Genomic DNA, 21,442 nt, shown 5'->3' on the forward strand with positions numbered 1-21,442 from the left:
AAAATAGTAGTTTTATCCCCTAAACCCCTACACCCTTATACCCCTAAACCCCTACACCCATCAGGGGTAGAAACTTAGAGGATATTTATATTGTGAGACTAGGTATTGTTACACATAATGTGATTAAAGGTGATGGTCAAGGACGGGTTAATTATGAAATTGCCCAAGAAGCAATTCGTCGTGGTCATCGTGTCATTTTGTTAGCTAGTCAAGTAGCTCCAGAATTACAACAGAGTGAGCAAGTTAATTGGGTTGCTATTTCTGTTAAGCAATGGCCTACAGAATTACTCCGCAACTTGATTTTCGCTTTCATCAGTGCCAATTGGTTGCACAAACACCGTTCTCAAGTTGATTTAGTCAAAATTAATGGGGCAATTACTCATGCCTCTGGTGATGTGAATGCGGTGCATTTTGTCCATAGTTCTTGGTTGAATTTTTCCTCTAGCAAGGCTCAGTCAAATTCAGCTAAAACTACACGATCGCGCAGGATTTTTTATAATTTTTACCAGTGGTTGTACACCGTTTTAAATGCACGTTGGGAAAAAAAGGCTTTTCGTCGCGCACGCGTGGTAGTGGCTGTTTCTAGTCGGGTGGCTGAGGATTTGCAAGCCATCGGTGTAGCACCAGAAAGGATTCGGGTAATTGTTAATGGTGTGGATTTGCAGGAATTTTCACCGGGAAATAATCAGCGTTCACGGTGGGGATTACCGGCAGGAGTTCCTTTAGCTCTATTTGCTGGTGATATTAGAATCTCCCGTAAGAACTTGGATACAGTCCTGAAAGCTTTAGTTAATGTGCCAGATTTACATCTAGCAGTTGCGGGAATTACGGAAGGAAGTCCATATCTTCAGTTAGCGCAATCCCTGGGATTGGATGAAAGAGTACATTTTTTAGGACTGCGGCGGGATGTTCCCGAACTGATGAAAGCCGTAGATTTTTTCGTGTTCCCTTCACGTTATGAGCCTTTCGGCTTGGTGGTGATTGAAGCGATGGCTTCTGGTTTACCTGTGATTACTGCTAGTTCCACAGGTGCAGCAGATTTGTTAACGCCGGAATCTGGAATAGTTTTAGCGGATTCAGACGATGTAGAAGCTTTGGCGCAAGCGTTGTCTTTATTAGCAAGCGATCGCACTTTAAGAGAACAAATGGGACAAGTTGCCCGCACCATAGCCGAGCAACACAGTTGGACAAATATGGCACAGCGTTATATAGATTTATTCGAGGAGTTGCACCAGTAATGAAAATTACAGTCATTGTGCCTACTTACCGCCGTACCAAAGACCTAACACGCTGCTTGGAGTCATTAGAAAAGCAATCTCGACCAGCCGATGAGGTATTGGTGGTAGTCCGAGATACTGATGTGGAGACTTGGCAATTTCTGGAAACCATCGCGCCTCACTCTTTACCCTTACACACGACAACGGTACGCGTTCCTGGTGTAGTCGCAGCGATGAATGCAGGATTAGATATAGCCCAAGGAGATATCATTGCTTTTACAGATGATGATGCAGCTCCCCACAGTAATTGGTTAGCGCAAATTGAAACCCACTTTCTCGCCCATGAACAGATTGCCGGTGTTGGTGGACGGGATTGGGTATATCATGGCGATCGCCTAGAAGATGGTACTTGCCCAGTAGTTGGTCAGGTTCATTGGTTTGGCCGAGTGATTGGTAATCACCATATAGGTATAGGAAAACCCCGCGAGGTCGATGTTCTCAAGGGAGTTAATATGAGCTTTCGGCGATCGGCTGTCCACGGATTACGTTTTGATCAACGAATGCTCGGTACAGGCGCACAGGTTCACTTCGAGGTAGCCTTTTGTCTAGCCTTAAAGCGGGCTGGTTGGAAGCTCATCTACGACCCCCAAATCGGAGTAAACCATTATCCGGCGCAGCGATTTGATGAAGACCAGCGTCAAAGCTTCAATCATCTGGCTGTAACTAATGCCGTCCACAACGAAACATTAGCCTTATTAGAACACCTATCACCAACTCAACAATTAACATTTCTGCTTTGGGCAACCTTGGTGGGTACTAGAGACTCTATGGGTTTGATTCAATTTTTACGCTTTTTACCGAGCGATCGCGCCTTAGCAGGGCAAAAGTTATTAGCAGCTTGGTATGGTCGCTGGCGCGGTTGGCGAACCTGGCAAAGTTCAATTCGCTTTGCTCAAATTAAAAATTAAAAATTAAAAAGTTGGGAGTAGGAAGTGAATCATATTCTTACAGATAGTTCTTCTACCACAGACTTGGGTTTTGGCAAACAACCACTGTTGGCTTGGCTAGCAATATTATCTCTAGTCTTGTTTTCAGCCGTGTGTATTTTTGGTGGTGCAGCTGGCATTCTCCGTACAGCTTATGTAATTCTGTCCTTCGCTGTCGGTGCTTTCTTATATGTGCGATACCCCGTACTTTATACAGGTTTTGCGTGGTGGATCTGGTTTGTTACACCATTTGTAGCTCGTGTAGTTGATTATAAAAGTGGTTGGGACCCCACACGTTTTATGTTGGTGTCACAATACTTGGTGACACTATTAACATTACATACCTTCCTCAAAGAGCTACCAAAATCCTTGCGCCAAGGTAGTTTACCCTTTGTTCTGGCTTTTCTAGGTGTGTTTTATGGCTTTCTCATAGGCATGATTAAAACATCACCCTTCACGGCGGCGAGGGGGCTTCTAGATTGGTTAACGCCAATCACCTTTGCTTTTTATCTATTTGTCCACTGGCGTGATTATCCCTTGTATCGCCGCACTATTGAGCGCACCTTTACCTGGGGTGTTTTGGTGACAGGAATCTATGGAATTGTGCAGTTTCTTAACCCTCCTGAATGGGATTTATTTTGGTTAACCAGTACAAAATTAACTAGCATGGGTGATCCTGAACCTCTGAAACTGCGTATTTGGAGTACAATGGCATCCCCCGCACCTTATGCAGCCATGATGATGGCTGGCTTGTTGTTATTATTTACCAATAAAAGTTTTATTCGCCTTCCTGCTTCGGCGGCTGGTTATTTGGCTTTCCTACTGACAACAGTACGCACCTTGTGGGCAGGATGGTTAATAGCTTTTCTAACTTTTTTAACTTCACTAAAGACACGTTTACAACTACGCCTATTTATTACTATTTTGATTATGGCGTTATGTGTCATTCCTTTAACACAAATAGAGCAATTTTCTAAACCCATCACCACTCGCTTTGAGACATTTTCTAATCTTGAGGATGATGATAGTGCGAGGGTCAGACAGAAAATCTATGAAGATGGTCTTAATAGTGCTTTAACTAATGCTTTGGGTAATGGAGTAGGCAACACTTTTATTGTGAATGAAAAAGGCGTATTAGAACCGATTGTAGTCGATAGTGGCATTCTGGATATGTTTTTCACATTGGGTTGGTTTGGTGGTGTATTCTACTTACTGGCATTATTTATGGTGTTTAGCCAAGCATTCCAATATTCAGAGTATAGTTTTGACTCTTTCATGGCTGCCGCTAGAGCTATTAGTCTGGGTATGTTATCAACATTATTGGGTAATAGTGGGATGTTGGGGATGCCGGGTATGGTTCTTTGGAGCTTTGTAGCTATGGCTATGGCGGGGCATAAATATCACGCACAGCAAAGAATTAGGCATCACTAGTAGTTCACCAACCAAAAATTGCTAGGCTAAGGCAAGCAGGGGGAGAAAGCGATTTTTTTGCTGCTATTAACCTAGCAAAGTTGACTTGCCATACTAATAGTACAGGTCGGCGGAAATAATTCGGTTGTGGACTCTTAAAAACAGAACTGAAAAATTAGCTCAAGCTTTTGTGTTGGCTTTTTTGAAAGATAGGGTTTTTCTACCCGCTAACAAGCCGAGTCCAATCACAGATAAACCAAAGATGGAACCTGGTTCAGGGACAGTACTGTAAGTAACAGACTCTACAGTGTTCGCATCAATAAAACTATCTGTGACGACTGAGAATTGAGGTACGACGAAATTCAATCCCAAGAATTGTCCATTCACAATTCTGCCTGAAAAATCAGTAAAAACAGACGCAAGAGAATCATCTGCTTCAGTGAATATCTGACCATTATATTCAGCAAAAATCTTTAAACCTTCGGCAATTGTAGCTTGTTGATCATCTGCTACTGCGGCTAAATCGAAAGAGAAAGAGCCAGTCAGAGTATTGCTAGTATTAGAGAAATTGTATGTGATATTGGCCGCTTGAGCAGGCAGAGTTTCCCCTATGGTAAACATTAAAGTAGTTCCTACTGTTACACCTGCTACTTTTTTGAGGATAGAGCTAGTCATTTTTTTCCTTGATTTACAGAATATATATGAGCTATGTAAACTCTCCACTAGAGTGGTGGCTGAGTTAATGCAGCTTTCATGGCTTGGAAGATGTGGCTTTGATCAACAACACTGCGAATACCAGATGCAGTGTAGGAACCAGAACTATCTGTGAACTGCACCGGTTGACCAAAATATCTCACGAGGTTGGAAGAATAAGCACCTTGGAAATAAACAGGGACAGGTCTTCGGCTGTGACTTCCCCAGAGGTATTTCTGAGTGGGATCAGAACCCCAGAAGTGTCCCGCATCTTGAGGGTTGTGCTTGTTGTAAGTAATTTCTTTGGCGTTATACTTCAAGCCTCTGGATTGATTGGGGTGGGGATTAGGAGTCAGCTTAGAAACAAAGTCATTATTTAGAGTCAAATAATGGTCATGGTCAGCTGTCACGATTAACAGGTTCTTACTCCAACCACCATTTTTGTTAATCCAACTGATCACCTCTTGGACTGCTTTATCAAAGTCATTCATGGTTCCAATCAGGTTATCCATGTTGTCATCATGAGCAGACCAGTCAATATCACCACCCTCAATCATTAACCAAAAGCCATCTTTGTCTTTACCTAAGACATTGAGAGCAGCCTTGCTTAAATCAGCCAAGGTAGGGTTTTCGTTAATTTCTCTGGCGATGAAACTAGCATCGGTTTCACCGGGAGCGAGGGGACGGACTCTATCAGGTGTGGGGCCAGTCACAGGATTACCATTGCCATCCAGCACGGGTACACACTCACTGATAGAGCCAGGAATGATTTGTCCTGATGGGCAAGTAGCGGGGGTTCCACCTCTCACAACAGTGCTATAGACAGAGAAGTTATCTAAACCTGTGGTGCTGTAGTCTCCCTTGGAAGAACTTAGAGGAATATTACCGTTTTGTCCACGAGCGCCGTATAGACCCAAGAGTTTATCGCCTCTATTGGGATCAATTTGAGCTGCTGTGTTTAGTAATGTTTGAGTAGCATTAGGCCCACGCTCCAAGAAGGTATAACCATAACGGTTAGATGTGGGAGTGGGGTTATTTTTGAGATGTTCGTAAGTGTCTTGGGTGATGAAGGTGTAGTTATTAACTGGGCCTGTCGCGCCTCTATTTTGCATATCGAGAGGATGACCACCACCTAACAATATGTTGGGCTGAAAGTCTAGCAACATCTGTTGTAAGATGCTGTCTTGGTTGGTCTTGGTAGGGTCATAAACACTGTCGTACTTGCTACGACGGTTGACGTAAGAAGCCGCAGCCCCTGGTGTAGCGTGGGTGATGGGTACAGAAGTTACTAGCCCTGTAGCTTTGCCCTCTTCTTTAGCAATTTCTAGGATAGTTTTTAACTTCTGCTCGTAAATATCTACCCCCATTGCGTTGTTATAGCTCTTAACACCTGTGTATAGAGTTGTAGCGGTGTTTGCAGAGTCGGGATAGCTATATTTGATGTACTCTTTATCGTAGTTACCAGGATTAGCGGGAGATAGAGGTATCCAAGGTACAGGGCCGCCTTTGCTGGGGTCATAACCAGCCAAGTTACCGGGTGCTGGACTGTTACCATCAGCGCGATCGCCTGGGTTAAAAGGAGCAGGTGAGAATGAGAAGTTGGGACGCACAGGACTTGCGCCAGTTAATGGATTGCTTCCATCTAGAGCCGAGTTATTGGCTGAACGTGTCTCATTATCTGGATTAGTTGATGTACTACCTTGGACTGTTGTCCCGTAGGTTGTCACAATTCCATATCCAGTTAGCTTTTGAAAGCTCAGACCAGAACCTTTCCCACTGGTATAGAAGGGAGCGCCTTTAGCTACGGCTGCGGCTCTGGCCATTTCCCAACCCATCCCATCACCAATCATGATGATGACGTTAATTCCATTACCAGCCGCTAGGGCAGATTCAACGCCTGGTGTGCCAAACACTAGCCCCATAGTGCAGAAAAAACAAGCCATAGCAAAGCTGAACGCTCGCCGACATCTTTCCAAAAGTGAAATCATTGCAGTGCGCCTTGCAGTTAATTAAGTAAGTGTGAGTTAACTTGTGAGTTAACTATTGATAAAAATTTGGTTCTGTGTGACTAGCGAAAAAGTCTGGATAGCCAGAAACATTTTGTTGAGTCACAGCAGGAAAATTATTTCCACGAACTACGGCTGGTTGTTTTTCGGAAATTCCCCAGGACAGGAAAATTACTGCCACTAAACCAGACACAAACCAAGCTAAAAAACGTTTATGACGTTTGAGTAAGGAAATCATTGCACAAGTTCCTCCAAGGTAGGAAACAATAGTTTTTCTGCCTGCTGACGGTCTACACAAACTTCTGATTGTGGAGGACACATACAGGCAATATCGCTAATATCGGCTATTTGACCCCGTAGACACTGCACGCTTTGAATCAACAAATAAGCGGCAAAACTAGCTATTAACATTGCTACAACCAAGCTGATCACACCATCAGCCCAAGTCCAGTTCAGCCAGATAATAGCGATCGCTGCTAACACTGCGCCAACAGAACTGGCTAAATCTGCTATCAGATGCAGCAATGCACCTCTAATATTGAGGTCTTTATGGCTACATTTGTGTAGACACAGAGCATTAAAACTGTTAACTCCCACACCTATTAATGCAGTTGTTAACATCGGTACACCCAGAATCTCTGTGGTTGGAGATTGCAAGCGTACTAAGGCTTCTCTCACTATCCAACAAGCAATACAAGCTAAACTAATACCGTTGATTAAGGCTGCTAAAACTTCTAATTTGTAGCGCCCAAATATAGTTCGCTGGGATATTGATTGAGATAGCCAAGAGGCAATTAGTGCCAAGCCTAATGCTGCTACATCTGAAAGAATGTGTTCTGCATCTGCTAACAGGGACAGACTGTGGCTCCAGATTCCTGCACTAAGTTCTATGCAAAAAAAGACACTGAGTAATACTAGTGCAGTCCACAGCGCCCGGATATTTTGCTTAACCTGGCTTGTGTGCATTGAATCTAAACTCAGGTCACGATTGGGAGTTATCTCGGATACCGAGCCACCCACCAGATGCTGTGGTGCTGAAAGCATCATTTTCGATACCTGAACATTTGTACATTCCTGCATTAATGTATCAGCCCTAAGGTTAATGATTTTATAATTAAGGTTTAATATTAAGTAAAATTCAGTCTGAGACTGGGTTCTACAAGAATGGTTATCATTTGCTTTTATTAATTACTTTCTATTTATAGTAATAAGTACTTACACGTAGCGTCTCTGACAGGAGAAGGGTATTTTGAATTGGTATTAGATGAATATATAGCTGTCGCCAGTAGTGTTAGGACATTAATAGATGATACAACCTAGACACAACAAGACTTTTCACCCAGTCCCTAGTCCCCAGTCCCCAGCTATATCGCCAGAATCAGCCGGAATCTCAAAAAATAAGGTGGGCATTGCCCACCCTACCTAATACTCTAAAATTGCTATTATTCCCACTCAATGGTTCCGGGTGGCTTGGAAGTAATATCAAACACCACGCGGTTAACGCCTTTAACTTCGTTGACAATGCGGTTAGAAATTGCTTCTAAAACATCGTAAGGTACACGCGCCCAATCTGCTGTCATGCCATCTTCGCTCTTGACAATGCGTAAGACGATAGGATAAGCATAGGTGCGTTGATCACCCATTACGCCCACACTGCGGATAGGTAGTAAAACTGCGAATGCTTGCCAATATTCATTGTATAAACCGCGTTGGTTAATTTCTTGGCGCACAATCAAATCAGCATCGCGGAGAATGTTCAATCTGTCGGCGGTGACTTCACCCAAAATCCGAATAGCTAAACCAGGGCCAGGAAATGGCTGGCGTTGAACAATCTCTTCTGGTAAACCAACAGACCGCCCTACTTTACGGACTTCATCTTTAAACAGTTTCCGCAGGGGTTCAACTAGTTTAAATCTCAAGTCTTTGGGTAAGCCGCCAACGTTGTGATGGCTTTTGATTTTTACCGCTACCCGTTCCCCAGTTTGGGGGTCAACATTGGTATCAGCCGATTCAATGACATCTGGGTAAAGAGTCCCTTGTGCTAGATAGTCAAAGGGGCCCAGATTTTTAGATGTTTCTTCAAATACCTGGATGAATTCATGTCCAATGCGACGACGTTTTTCTTCTGGGTCTGTCACACCTGACATGATATCTAAGAAGCGATCGCGGGCGTTAACATATTCAACAGGGATATGAAACTGCTCCTGAAATAGTTTCACCAACCTTTCTGGCTCATACTTCCGCATAAAGCCTTGGTCGATAAATACACAAGTCAATTGGTCGCCGATGGCTTTGTGCATCAAGAAAGCCAGGGTAGAAGAATCGACTCCTCCCGAAAGCGCCAATAGTACTCGCTTGTCACCAACTTTAGCCCGGACTTCCCGAATAGCTTCTTCCACAAAAGCAGCCGTCGTCCAGGTGGGTTCACACTCACAAATGTGATAAACAAAGTTGCGAATTAATGCCAAACCACCAACGGAATGGACTACTTCTGGATGGAACTGCACGCCATAAAGCTTTTTCTCGTGGTCAGCAACAGCAGCACAGGGAGTATTATCTGTATGTGCCAACACTTCAAACCCTGGGGGCATTTTTGTGACTGAATCACCATGACTCATCCACATTGTTGTGCCATCTTCAACGTTGGTCAGTAAATCGGTGGGATCATCAATGTGTAATGATGCTTTCCCATACTCACCCCGGTCAGCTTTGGCTACTTCGCCACCGAGTTGGTTGACCATCAGCTGCATTCCGTAGCAGACACCCAAAATGGGGACTCCCAAATTCCAGATTTCTGGGTCACAATGGGGAGCGCGATCGCTATAAACTGAACTGGGGCCACCAGAAAGAATAATTCCCTTGGGATTGAGTTGGCGTAAATGTTCAGCAGGGGTGCGATAAGACAAAACTTCAGAGTATACTTGAGTCTCGCGGATGCGTCGGGCAATCAGTTCTGAATACTGAGAGCCGAAGTCTAATATGATAATGATTTGACGCTCAAGCTGCCCAAACTCTTCTATTGGTTGAGGGGCTTGTTCGGTTAGTAGAGTCACCGCTGTATTCATAAATGGCGAAAGTGTGAGTCTGGTAGTAGATGGTTATTTTGGGTTCTGAACATAAACACCATTTTTCAGCTTGTTTAGACTGATAAATGGTGAGTTAATCCGTGACAAACGCTAGGTAGAATGCGTTTGTTTTGCCACTAAGGGATTTTATTAAACTGTATAAATTACACTAAGACCACTACTGAAAAAGATATTTATGGGGATTATTTATGATTATTCATAATAAATTAACATAAATTTCCCATTAAGTTACAAGCAGTTTTGCTCTTCACGATAATTTTGCGATCGCGGTCAAAGAGAATTGAGCCGCAGATTGTGGCTGCTGTGCCTCTGCTGCTATGGCTTTGCATATATTCTTGGCAACGAGAATCGATGGTTTCGGCGATCGCACTATAAACTTGATTTACCCAATCATTACCTGTGGAAATATCTAACGCTTTTAAGTGCTTGAGTGCAGCTTCAGCCGTAGGAGAGTGAAACACTATTTCTATATCTTGTTTACTTAAACCCGCCAAAGCACAGTGTGTTGCCAAAACTTCTCGTCGTCCATCAGCCAAGTGATGGTGGGTGTGAAAAATGCCCCCGGCTAGTTTCATTAACTTACCGTGATAGCCAAACAATAAGATTTCCTTAACACCCAAGGCATCAGCTTCTACCAACATCGGCCCTAACCAATTAGCAGTTTTTACTAATTTCTCAGCATTAATACCGATTTTTCGCGCTAAATCTAAACCATTCTCGCCAATGCAAAATACCAGACTCTCATACAAACTAGCTTTGTGTTGTAACTCACTGCGAAACGCATCTAATTGATCTGGTGAACTCAAAGGTTGAGAAATACCCGTGGTTCCTAGTAGGGATAATCCCTCGACAACCCCAAAGGCGGAATTAGAAGTCCGCACAGCGAGCGATCGCCCCTCCGGTAAGATGATAGTGACAATAATGCTTTCCTCTGGGGCTAATAATCGAGTTAAGTTGGCTTGCAACAATCTTTGAGCATAACTATAAATAGCTGCTTGGTTATCAGCGTTAACTTGCTTACCAATCCCTTCCCCACCCTTGATAGTTACCTGTTCACCCCCAGTTTTCCCCCATTCCACCACAGCCCAAATCGGGGTATTTTTAGTCAAGTCAAGATTATCACCCGGATCACTGCGGGTAATTGCCAAAGCCATATTTGCTGATAGTCCAGCTACCTGCTCAATAGGTACTTCGGCGATTTGTGCAGGCTCAATTAAATCTACCAATGCAACTTGTATAGACTGACGCTGACGTAACCAGTGTAAAGCTGCGATCGCACCAGCACAAGCAAAAACAGGTAAAGTATATCCGCTACGCATTAGTTGTCAGTTGTCACTAGTTCTTTCCCCAGCCTCCTAAACACCCACTTCCGTGAGAACATTTTCCATCGCTTCCCAGGAGATATCACGTTGGATATAACGGGGAGATTCAGGACTATAAGGGCTGGCTATGCGATCTACACTAATAACTCTTGCCTCATCTGGAATTACTGGGACATCGGGATCAAATGCAGTGGGACGCATCAATGAACTAGAAAAACCTTTGAAGATGGCTATTTTGTCTTGTTCATCAGCGATTTCCACCGTTACTAATAAAACCTCTTGTGGACGTTTGGTGGTGTATTGTTCTAGCCGCTTGCCAATAGAATTCATTTTGAAAGCTGGAAATTTAGAACTGAAGCGCAGTGAGAGTTTACTGTGGTGTAGCCGAGCGTCCCTGCTTGCCCAGCTTTACGACGACAAAGTAGCTTAAATATAATACATAAATAACTAGACAAACTATACCTAAGAAGCCTAAGAAACCGGGTTTACTATTGTGATGAAAATAATCTTTAAACAGTAAGGGAGCTTCTAACCAGACACTGCAAGTGGGATTTTGTCCAACATTGCTAGAAAAAGCACAACCCAAAAAAGGTACGAAGGCTATAGTTCCTATAAGAGAATAAACGGTGACAGCCCAGCGCCAAGAAGTAAAAGCGAGTTTTAACACTCCACTGGGTTGATACTCAATTTCATCGTTGATGTCCACCCAAAACCACAGGGAAATCGGAATGAGGATTTGTCCTATTAACCCAGAGATAAAACTAACTGGATATTGGGCAATCATTAAGTAGATGGTGATGGCTAGTAGGCTAGAAACTCGCCAATAAATCATTAATAGCTTTTGTATTGCTTCTGCTTGTTGAGCATAAGCCCAAATTAACAGAACTATCGGCACAATCATCAGAAATAACACTGCTAGTCGGTAATCAATCCAGACTAACTGGCGCAATACGTTGTTTGGCATAGTTAATTGTCAGTTTTTAAGAATAGGGACTAGGAATAAGGAGTGAAGGATATTTTAAGTTAGAAATACTTTTGATGATTTTGTTGTCACCATGTCCGAGTGTAAAAAAACAAGCAACTGAAAGAATCTCAGCGCCAATATTTTGCACCTACTGTAGCAAATTGCTCTGAGAAGTATCTCATTTACAACTAGCTCAACCAGCTTAAACTTGTCTAAGTTTCAAGGAGATGGGCTGCAAAAGCCTCATAAACAGAGGTGAAAACTACTGAATTACAGGATTCTGGTTGCTTGTCTGCCGAAAAAGTTCACAAACTTAATTGTTATTCATCGTAAACACGGCACTCAGCAGCTTCTGGATTATCGTCACAGTACTGTTCTAGAGAATTTTTCTTTTTGTCTTGGCGTTGGTGGGAGGCTTCTGCTTGCAGTTCTTCAACTGCATCCCACGCCGCAGCACACTCGGCTGAGTTGCTACCTGAGATATCGCAAACGGCACGCGCTTGTTCTACTTCTTCCTGGATTTGGTCTTGAATGTCTTTTGATTGAGTGTCGGTCATTGCTTTAGTCTCGTTGTGTGTTGATAATAACAGTATAGAAAAGTTGCAAAAATTGCTATTTTTTTGTTCTATCAATCACCATTCTACCTAATGAGCTGCATCAGCTAGTTGGGTACCTTGATGTATCGATTAAAATTACCGCCAACTGTAGCATTTATTTTAAGATTTTAGAAAATGGTAACGAAGTAAATTAGGACTTACGCAAACAGGTTATCTGTGGAGACCGGGTGTAAGGGTTTAAGGGGACAGGGGTGTAAGGGTGTAAGGGTGTAAGGGTTTCAAAAATTTATACCCCTATACCCCTATACCCCTATACCCCTATACCCCTATACCCCTATACCCTTATCCAAACCTTTTCATGCGTAAGTCCTATAAATAAAATGTGGAAGTAGGGGAGATGAAGAAGATCAGGGAGATGTGGCGATAGTTTCCACGGGGTGAGAGAATAAAAATTACTTGTCCTAACTCTTACTCATCACTGATAACTCAGACAACAACCAACCACAACAGAAAAAGAAGCCCAAAATTCATGGCAGACCGAATGCAGTGGGCAAATGCCCTATCAACCCGCCCTTCTTTAGAAGCAGCTGTTACAGATGTAGTACAACGGGCTGTCTCGACCTTAACAGCTCCTGCGGATTTGGGGTTAGTGTTCATTTCTTCTGCCTTTGCTAGTGAGTATTCTAGGGTGTTACCCCTGCTGGCTGAACAACTTTCTGTGCCAGTGATGATTGGCTGTAGTGGTGGTGGCGTGATTGGTACGGCTGCTAGTGGACAGACCCAAGAATTAGAAGCAGAAGCCGCCCTCAGCTTAACTTTGGCGCACCTACCAGGGGTGAATTTACAGGTTTTTCATGTTCTGGGAGAAGAGTTACCCGATTTAGATAGTCCTCCAGATACATGGATTAATTTGATTGGTGTGCCTCCATCGCCAACGCCGCATTTTATTTTGCTGTCTAGTGCTTTCTCTTCAGGAATTAACGATTTATTACAAGGACTAGATTTTGCTTACCCAGGGTCAGTAATTCTAGGTGGACAAGCTAGCGTCGGCGGGATGGGTGGTCGTCTAGCTTTGTTTTGTAATGGTAGCCTACACCGTGAGGGTACAGTGGGCTTGGCTTTGAGTGGCAATATAGTTTTAGAGCCGATTGTGGCGCAAGGATGCAGACCGATTGGTGAACCACTACAAGTAACTAAAGCTGAACGCAATATTATTCTGGAACTTGATGAGAAAGCGCCGCTAGTGGTGCTGCGAGATTTGATTGCTAGCTTGAGTGAACACGAACGAGCTTTGGCACAACATTCATTGTTTGTTGGCGTGGCAATGGATGAATTTAAGCTATCCTTGCAGCAAGGAGATTTCTTAATTCGGAGTATTTTGGGTGTAGATCCATCTGGAGGTGCGATCGCCATCGGTGATCTTGTCCGTCCTGGTCAACGTCTACAATTCCACCTGCGAGATTCTCAAGCCTCCGCCGAAGAATTAGAATTTCTGTTAGAAAGGTATCAAACAAAAGCTGAATTTGACAACGCTGCTGTTGGTGCGTTGATGTTTTCCTGTGTAGGACGTGGTGAAGGACTCTACGGCAAACCTAATTTTGATTCTGAGCTATTCAAACGCTATATTCAAGATGTCCCGGTAGGTGGTTTTTTCTGCGGTGGTGAAATCGGCCCAGTCGGCGGCAGAACTTTTCTACATGGTTATACATCAGTATTTGGGATTTGCCGAGAGTTGTCGGCAGAAGATTAAGGGACAAGTAAGAATTTGTATAGTCAACAGTCAACAGTCAACAGTCAACAGTCAAAGTAACTCTCCCCCCAATCCCCAATCCCCAATCCTAGTTTATTTCCCAATTTTGTCTAACAATAGGGTGCTGTTGTTATCAATCATGGTGGGGGTACCAGTGTGGGCGATCGCACTATAGGTTTGAATATAGCGGCGTACTTGTTGCGGGAATTGGGGGTAGTCCAATACTGCATCCCCATCGGCGATTGTTGCCCAAAAGTCCCGCAAGCTGGGAGCTAGTTCTTGTGCCTGGGCTAATGGTAAATTTAATGGTGATAGAGTAAGTAGTTTTACTAGGAAAGGAAAAGAGCGATCGCCCATCCAATCTCGTGATAATTGTTGTAAATTGGGAAACTCTGGGACTGATTCCACCCGATGAGAGAGAATTTGCAACCATTCCTGACCCTGCTGATCACGATGAAACTCTAAAACTCTGTAGGGGTGAGGATAGCTGACTAAAGAACCTGTGGTAATATCATATACACCTTCAGCACAAGCAACATCTTGGACGTGTAGGTGGCCTGTAAATACTAATTTGACCCCATAGCGTTGCAATAGCCGCACTAACTCTGGTGCATTTTCCAACATATAGCGAGATGCCATTGGGTGGCGAGATTGATGGGGCAAATGTTCAACTACATTATGATGCACCATCACTAACACCAGTTCATCAACTGCTGCTGCTAATACTTCTTCTAACCATTGGAATTGTTGGGCATCTAAACGCCCTACTTGCTGGCCTTGTTCGTTAAAAAAGTTAGAATTTAGACCAATTAATCTTACTCCAGGTAATAATTGTTGAGTGTAGTAAAGTTGCTCAGTGTTGTCATAACCAAACTGACGATAATACTGGGGAAAATCAGCACAAGCGATCGATTGCTCATTGGCCATGACTACAGGAACATCATGGTTACCAGGGACAACATAAGTAGGAAAAGGTAGTTTAGATAATCTTTCTTGTAACCATCTATGGTTTTCTGGTTCACCGTGCTGGGTCAAATCTCCAGGGAGCAGAAGAAAATCTAAATTAAGTTTTGTTAAATGTTTGATGGCACTTTCAAAAGCGGGAATACCCACTTCTACCAAATGAAATCGGCTAGGATGATCCCAGATTGTGTGAGGAAGCGCGATGTGTAAGTCGCTGACTACAGCAAAGCGAAAATTTAGCACCATTGATTTCCAAAAGTGATTAAAAACAGTAATTTAAGCAGGTCTTTTCCACAAAGTATAACCTTTGCTTCGTGAACCTGCTTAAGAACTACTTGTCTTAATATTTGTACAAACGGATAAAATTATCGCTTTTTCAGTGAGTCTCTTGCTTAAATCCTCAGTCTGATTTTGATCCCTTATGGTTTCTATCAATTTATAATTCAGAATTTGCAATTCTTAACTAAGATTTTGTTCCTTAGTGATCACATAGACTTTCTCGATGAACAAAGTATTGAGTGATGAGTAAAAAGTGTTGAGTCCTTAATTACGAATTGCGAATTAGTTAAGCAGCGCCAGCTAGTGAATTGAGGAACAATTCTTGTTTACTCATTTCCCAAGCGAGGGTACTATGAACTATTTGATCTATATCGTCATATTTAGGTTGCCATCCTAATACTTGACGAATTTTATCAGTACAAGCTGTCACACAAACCGGATCACCAGAACGACGCTCCGCTTCTATCACCGGAAAATCTACGCCAGAAATTGCCTTCACCCGGTCGATAACTTGACGGACACTATAGCCTTGTCCATAACCACAGTTAAGAATTTGGCTGCTGTTACCTTGCTCTAAATAAACTAAAGCGTCTAAATGTGCTGTTGCGAGGTCTTCTACATGAATGTAGTCTCTAATTGCCGTTCCGTCTGGTGTGGGGAAATCTGTACCAAAAATTTTTACTCCTAATCTGCGTTTGAGTGCAGCATCACAAGTGACACGAATTAAATGAGATGCGTCTTTTGTCATCTGTCCCAATCGCCCACCGGGTTCGGCTCCGGCAACATTAAAGTAACGTAGAATGACATAGCGTAGATCAGAAGCTTTGGCGTGGTCACGAATCAACCATTCACAAGAAAGTTTTGAGCGTCCATAGGGATTAATCGGTTCAGTTGCTGTAGATTCGGTGACAACGGCAGTTTCCGGTTGTCCATAAACGGCTGCGGTGCTAGAAAAGATTATTTGGTTAACACCTGTGTCGTGACAACAACGAAGTAAATTTAAAGTGTTGCGCGTGTTGTTAGCGTAGTAGTCTAGGGGACGGGCAACAGATTCTGGTACGCTCAGGCTAGCGGCGAAGTGTAAAACTGCCGTAAATTTATGTTGATGAAATACTTGAGAAAGGCATTCGGAATTTTTTAAATCACCGATAATTAACTCACCATGTAGTACGGCTTGGGGTGAACCTGTAGAGCAGTTATCATACACAACAACATCGTAGCCGGCTTCACCTAGCTGGCGCACCACATGAGAACCAATGTAGCCAGCACCACCGGTAACTAAAACTTTTTGATTCATCTACCTTTACCTAATAATACTACTCGAATAGTTTTGAGAGCGATCGCTAAATCTAAAGCTAGGGAGTAATTCTTGATGTAGTAGAGGTCATAAGCTAGCTTTTCGTAAGCATCTTCAATTGATGCGCCGTAGGGATACATGACCTGCGCCCAGCCTGTAATACCAGGTTTGACGACATAACGCAAATCATAATAGGGAATTTCTTGACGCAGTTTGACATCAAATTCTGGTCTTTCTGGACGAGGGCCAATAAGGCTCATTTCTCCCCAGATAACGTTTAATATCTGTGGTAATTCATCAATTCTAGTTAGGCGTAACCAACGCCCTACTCTGGTAATTCGTGGGTCTCGTTCATCTGCCCACTGCGCCCCACGTTTTTCGGCATCTTGATACATGGAGCGAAATTTGTAAACTTTAAAAGGCTTACCTTCTAGTCCAGTGCGTATTTGAGAGTAGAACACCGGGCCAGGGCTATCTAACTTAATTGCTAAAGCTGCCAACAACATCAATGGAGATAAAAACACACATAAACAGCACGTCAGCATAATATCTACTGAGCGCTTGAGCTTTTGACTAATGCTGTCAGCAGTTAAATTAAAACCATTACCAAAAGCCAGCCAATTATCCTCAAGCAGAGATGAGGGAAGTTTATACCACAAGGTTTCACAAACATCGGGAAGACCGTAAATGGAAACCCCAGATAAACGCAACTGCATCAGTTGTTGCATTTGTACATCAGATAACTCCGTTGGAGTCGTCACTACTACCCCTGACCAAGGTTGTTGGCTCCATTCGGATAAGTCATTCAGACTTCCTACAGAAACTCGATGATTTTCTGTTAACTCATTGCTGTTCTGCTCTGCTGTTGTGAGAAAAATCAAGCGCCCCAACGAACTGCGTTCGAGAAAAGTTTTGCCAAAGAGGATGGCTTTTTTACCTGCGCCCAAAATTAACCAACGACTGTGTTGAGCTTGGGTTTTTGCCCAGTTTGCTGCTCCTATTCTTAACCACATAGCCCAGATAGTAAATAGCCCTAAGCTAGGAAGCCAAATTCCCCGTTTCAGAAGCAAGTCTGTTCCCCAAGCACTGGTACAGTAAATGAGTGCTGCAATGATAGCGCCAACTACAAAATTACTAATCAAAATGCGGGATGGGGCGCGTAAACCTGCAATTTGTCTATCTGGATGGTAGGTATCTGCTAAATACAACCCTGCGAGAACTAGAAAGAAAAATACATAAATTAACGGGTCAAAACCATGCAAATTCTTACCCAATCTCAACCATAGACACATGGAATAACTCAACACCAAACCCAAAATATCTCCTATCAGCAGCAATACACAGAGAATATTACGGGTCTGATGTGAATTACTGATTTTTTTTCCAGCAGTAAGAGTAATAACCATGTATGTAGGCTACTAAAAATTTCCAAGATTACAGATAAGATGAGATACAAAAAGTAATTACTCTGGAACTCTTAGCGGTAGATGTGAAAATCTCAAATACTTGAAAATCTGTCAAAACACAAAATATTCAGCATTGACATGAAGAAGTGCAATTCTAATACCCAAAAAGAAAAGCAATGTATGGTCAGTCAAAAAAAGACGAGTTTTCGAGAGTAATTTACTAACCCTTTATTTTTAATCCTGTTTATAGTGATACAACCATGTGGATATTACGTAAAATGCTGAGAATATTTGATGGATTAATCAAATTAATTTTTAATAAAAATATACAAAATCAATCTATTCCTATTTTTAATGTCAGATGATTTTCATTTTTTGAGTTTGAAATTTTTAAATGAAAGATATGCCATATCTAATTTTTGCAATACGCTTGTATGGTCTTTCAGCGATCGCCAAGATTTTTGATAAAAAAATAAATATAACTTAGTATTTACCAAGGTAAGCACGCAGAACAACATAAAAGCGTAATAAAAGCGTAAAAACTTAGCAAAAGTGGGATGTATGATGCAGTAGCTAACGTCTAGCAACATATATCAAGATTTTACGTTGGACTGTGTGACAACACACACGGCTTTTATTTGATCTGCTAGATAAATAGATATTACGCCAGACAAAAGAACAGTGAAAATACGTAGGCTATTCTGGGGAAAAAGCTTGATAATCTTTTATTAAATCTTTATTGATTATTTAAATCAGGTTGCATTCAATCAGTAGCAGTAATTAAGGAAAATAAATCAGCGAACAATGATTACAGTTTCACAGCTTTAATCAATGGAAAAACCTAGCATAATGCTTGAAAAAAGCCCGGACACTCGAAGCTTAATTTTAGAGTGAACAATGCCTACAATACCCCTAGTTTGATAGGTACTGATCTAGGTGGATTTCAAAAAAATTCTAGGAATTCTATAGGACTCATACTTGATTTTTGAAATATACGTAGGGGAGCCACTGCGTTGGTGAAGCAGTACGGTCTTGGGGTTTCCCCAAGTGGAGTAACTGCTGAAAGGGTTTCCCGGCTTGGAGCAAGTGGCGTTGGGCAATGCCCACCCTACAGATAATGAGAATTTTTTAGAAATCAAATCGGATTCCTATATAACTGAATAAATGTTGAATATTTCCTTTATTTGGCTGCATTACTGTTCTACATCAATATAAATGAAATAACTAATTTTTAGTAGTGTCAATCTTTAGGGTATTATCTGAACTATGCCTTCCCAACAAGACGATCAAGACCTGATTAACTTCCAACAGTATTGGCTGATTGTAAAAAGACGTTGGTTGCTGATAGCCGCGATTATAGGGTCGGTATTTGGAGTCACAGGGTTGGTTACTTTTAGCCAAAAACCAATTTATGAAGCTGATGGCAAACTCCTTTTTAATAAGCAAAGTGGCGTTTCTTCCCTAACAGGGGTAAGTGAGCAACTGGGGCAACTCAGTGGGGTGACAAATCTTTCTAATCCTTTGGAAACTGAAGCAGAAATCATTCGCTCAAACCCCATAATTCAAAAAACCATTGCTGAGTCCCAGCTTAAGGATGAACAGGGACAACCTTTAGAAATAGATGATTTTCTCCGGAACTTAAAAATTAAAAGTGTCCGAGGGACGGATATTTTACAACTTTCTTATCGTAGTGCTGATCCTAAAGAAGCAACAGCGATTGTCAATAAGTTAATGAGCGCTTATTTGGAGAACAATGTTCGCAATAACCGTTCTGAAGCTACAGCCGCACGGGAATTTTTAAGCAAGCAATTACCTCTAGTCGAAGCGAAAGTCACAGAAGCAGAAGCAGCACTACGTCGGTTCAAAGAAAAATACGAGGTTGTTTCCCTACAAGAAGAAGCTATACAAGGAGTCAAAAGGCTCAATGAATTATCCGGACAGGTGACTCTACTGCGCGCACAGTTGGTTGATGCTAGAACTCGTTCTGGTGCTTTGCAAAATCAATTGGAATTGAACACCAAGCAAGCTATGGCACTGAGCAGCTTAAGCCAATCCAATGCAGTACAACAAGTGCTATCAGAATACCAAAAGGTTCAAGACCAGTTAGCTGTAGAGAGGTCACGATTTACTGAGGAACACCCGGTTATTGCTAATTTATTAAATAAAGAACAAGCTCTCAAAGCACAGCTAGAAGGAAGAGTTAGCAAAACTTTAGGTAGTTCGCAGCCGATTCCAGAGCAAGATTTACAAATAGGGGAACTCAAACAGGCTCTAACCGCTAACTTGGTGCAGGTGGAAGTTGAACGATTGGGATTAGAAAATCAAGTTGGTGTGTTGATGAAGGCATTTGTACTTTATCAAGCACGTCTGAGAGTCCTACCCAAGTTAGAACAACAACAACTACAGTTACAACGACAGCTACAGATAGCCCAAACAACCTATGAACAAATGCTAAAACGATTGCAAGATGTTGAGGTGGTGGAAAATCAGAATGTGGGTAATGCCAGGATTGTTTCTGAAGCTTTACTTCCCAAAACACCAGTTTCTCCTCGTATCCTCTTGAATTTAGCACTTGGTGGATTTTTAGGCTTTTTCTTAGCTATTGGTGCAGCTTTATTGCTAGAGGCTGGAGACAAGTCTGTGAGGACACTAGAAGAAGCTCAACAGTTGTTGGATTATCCTTTATTGGGTACAATTCCAGTTTTTGATCAAAAAGTGAGACTGGCTCGTGGTGAGAGTATTACCGAATTACCAGTACTCAATAACCCTTACTCTTCAGTTAATGCAGCCTTTGAAATGCTCCAGATTAATCTGGGTTTCACCTTTTCTGATAAGAAACTGAAGGTAATTGTGGTTAGCAGTTGCGTGATGAATGAGGGTAAGTCTTTTATTGCTGCTAATTTGGCGGTAGCAACTGCCCAAATGGGACGGCGAGTATTATTGATTGATGCAGATATGCGTCGCCCACGTCAACATGAAATGTGGCAGCAACCTAACTTGATGGGATTAAGCAATGTTTTAGTGGGTCAGGCTACCCTAGCCGAAGCTGCTAAGGAAGTGGTAATTAATCTAGAATTACTTACTTCTGGTACTATACCGCCTAACCCAGCTGCACTACTAGATTCACAGCGTATGAATGCGTTACTCCAACAAGCGGCTAAAGATTATGACTGCGTAATTATTGACACTCCACCTTTAAGTGTTTTGGCGGATGCTTCGATAGTAAGCAAGATGGCGGATGGAATGCTATTGGTTGTACGTCCTGGTGTGGTTAATTCGGCTGCGGCTAAGACTACAAAGACACTTATTGAGCATTCGCGTGTGCCAGTCTTGGGAATGGTGGTGAATTGTGTAGCTACTGATAGTAATGACTACAGTTACTACTACTCCCATAAAAATACTGGAGAGAGTAATTCTAGCAAGAAGGATAGGATTAAGTCTAATTTAAGTAAGATTACTGGGTTAAGACTGCTGTAACTGGTTAATATTTTAGAGAAACCCGTGTT

17 protein-coding genes are annotated in these 21,442 nt (G+C 42.4%); 5 read left to right on the forward strand and 12 right to left on the reverse strand.

What is annotated here, in order from left to right; translation table 11 throughout:
* The first annotated feature begins 92 nt into the window (after positions 1-92).
* From ACN222_RS14175 to ACN222_RS14185, 3 genes are read left to right on the forward strand one after another with little or no spacing between them, the layout of a single operon-like run.
* The gene (locus ACN222_RS14175) at positions 93-1,238 is read left to right on the forward strand and encodes a glycosyltransferase family 4 protein (RefSeq protein ID WP_010996990.1); all 1,146 of its coding nucleotides are present in this window, start codon (positions 93-95) and stop codon (positions 1,236-1,238) included.
* A complete protein-coding gene (locus ACN222_RS14180) occupies positions 1,238-2,185 on the forward strand; it encodes a glycosyltransferase family 2 protein (RefSeq protein ID WP_010996991.1) in 948 nt (315 codons plus the stop codon). Before ACN222_RS14175 ends, ACN222_RS14180 begins: the two co-directional genes overlap by 1 nt.
* A gap of 24 nt (positions 2,186-2,209) precedes the next feature.
* A complete protein-coding gene (locus ACN222_RS14185) occupies positions 2,210-3,634 on the forward strand; it encodes an O-antigen ligase family protein (protein ID WP_010996992.1) in 1,425 nt (474 codons plus the stop codon).
* Between the two features lie 159 nt (positions 3,635-3,793).
* Here ACN222_RS14185 and ACN222_RS14190 read toward each other — a convergent pair whose 3' ends face one another.
* From ACN222_RS14190 to ACN222_RS14230, 9 genes are all read right to left on the reverse strand, one after another.
* Positions 3,794-4,288 carry a PEP-CTERM sorting domain-containing protein gene (locus ACN222_RS14190; protein WP_044521516.1) on the reverse strand — a complete coding sequence of 165 codons (495 nt, stop codon included), beginning with the start codon at positions 4,286-4,288 and terminating at the stop codon, positions 3,794-3,796.
* A gap of 47 nt (positions 4,289-4,335) precedes the next feature.
* Positions 4,336-6,294: an alkaline phosphatase gene (locus ACN222_RS14195; RefSeq protein WP_190449559.1), complete on the reverse strand. Its 1,959-nt coding sequence runs from the start codon at positions 6,292-6,294 to the stop codon at positions 4,336-4,338.
* 52 nt (positions 6,295-6,346) lie between these two features.
* On the reverse strand, positions 6,347-6,550 hold the full coding sequence (locus tag ACN222_RS14200) for a hypothetical protein (RefSeq protein WP_010996995.1): 204 nt from the start codon (positions 6,548-6,550) through the stop codon (positions 6,347-6,349).
* Entirely contained in the window at positions 6,547-7,359 is an 813-nt protein-coding gene (locus ACN222_RS14205) for a cation diffusion facilitator family transporter (protein WP_049942525.1), read from the reverse strand. Before ACN222_RS14205 ends, ACN222_RS14200 begins: the two co-directional genes overlap by 4 nt.
* A 395-nt stretch (positions 7,360-7,754) precedes the next feature.
* Positions 7,755-9,377 (reverse strand): glutamine-hydrolyzing GMP synthase, encoded by a 1,623-nt coding sequence (gene guaA / locus ACN222_RS14210; RefSeq protein WP_010996997.1) that lies wholly within the window; start codon positions 9,375-9,377, stop codon positions 7,755-7,757.
* 227 nt (positions 9,378-9,604) lie between these two features.
* A complete protein-coding gene (gene cbiD / locus ACN222_RS14215; protein ID WP_010996998.1) occupies positions 9,605-10,717 on the reverse strand; it encodes a cobalt-precorrin-5B (C(1))-methyltransferase CbiD in 1,113 nt (370 codons plus the stop codon).
* Between the two features lie 36 nt (positions 10,718-10,753).
* A complete protein-coding gene (locus tag ACN222_RS14220; RefSeq protein WP_010996999.1) occupies positions 10,754-11,050 on the reverse strand; it encodes a hypothetical protein in 297 nt (98 codons plus the stop codon).
* 40 nt (positions 11,051-11,090) lie between these two features.
* Positions 11,091-11,684: a DUF3177 family protein gene (locus ACN222_RS14225; protein ID WP_010997000.1), complete on the reverse strand. Its 594-nt coding sequence runs from the start codon at positions 11,682-11,684 to the stop codon at positions 11,091-11,093.
* Between the two features lie 320 nt (positions 11,685-12,004).
* A complete protein-coding gene (locus ACN222_RS14230) occupies positions 12,005-12,241 on the reverse strand; it encodes a Calvin cycle protein CP12 (RefSeq protein WP_010997001.1) in 237 nt (78 codons plus the stop codon).
* Positions 12,242-12,770: 529 nt separating this feature from the next.
* Here ACN222_RS14230 and ACN222_RS14235 point away from each other — a divergent pair.
* A complete protein-coding gene (locus tag ACN222_RS14235; RefSeq protein WP_010997002.1) occupies positions 12,771-13,991 on the forward strand; it encodes an FIST signal transduction protein in 1,221 nt (406 codons plus the stop codon).
* A gap of 93 nt (positions 13,992-14,084) precedes the next feature.
* Here ACN222_RS14235 and ACN222_RS14240 read toward each other — a convergent pair whose 3' ends face one another.
* The 3 genes from ACN222_RS14240 to ACN222_RS14250 all read right to left on the reverse strand — a co-directional run bounded on the left by ACN222_RS14240 (position 14,085) and on the right by ACN222_RS14250 (position 17,936).
* The gene (locus tag ACN222_RS14240) at positions 14,085-15,200 is read right to left on the reverse strand and encodes a metallophosphoesterase family protein (protein WP_010997003.1); all 1,116 of its coding nucleotides are present in this window, start codon (positions 15,198-15,200) and stop codon (positions 14,085-14,087) included.
* 319 nt (positions 15,201-15,519) lie between these two features.
* Positions 15,520-16,530: a UDP-glucose 4-epimerase GalE gene (galE, locus tag ACN222_RS14245; protein WP_010997004.1), complete on the reverse strand. Its 1,011-nt coding sequence runs from the start codon at positions 16,528-16,530 to the stop codon at positions 15,520-15,522.
* Positions 16,527-17,936 carry a sugar transferase gene (locus ACN222_RS14250; RefSeq protein ID WP_010997005.1) on the reverse strand — a complete coding sequence of 470 codons (1,410 nt, stop codon included), beginning with the start codon at positions 17,934-17,936 and terminating at the stop codon, positions 16,527-16,529. Before ACN222_RS14250 ends, galE begins: the two co-directional genes overlap by 4 nt.
* 1,266 nt (positions 17,937-19,202) lie before the next feature.
* Here ACN222_RS14250 and ACN222_RS14255 point away from each other — a divergent pair.
* On the forward strand, positions 19,203-21,413 hold the full coding sequence (locus ACN222_RS14255) for a GumC family protein (RefSeq protein WP_010997007.1): 2,211 nt from the start codon (positions 19,203-19,205) through the stop codon (positions 21,411-21,413).
* Positions 21,414-21,442 lie beyond the last annotated feature (29 nt).

The organism is Anabaena sp. FACHB-595 (assembly GCF_048568275.1).
Lineage (GTDB): Bacteria > Cyanobacteriota > Cyanobacteriia > Cyanobacteriales > Nostocaceae > Trichormus.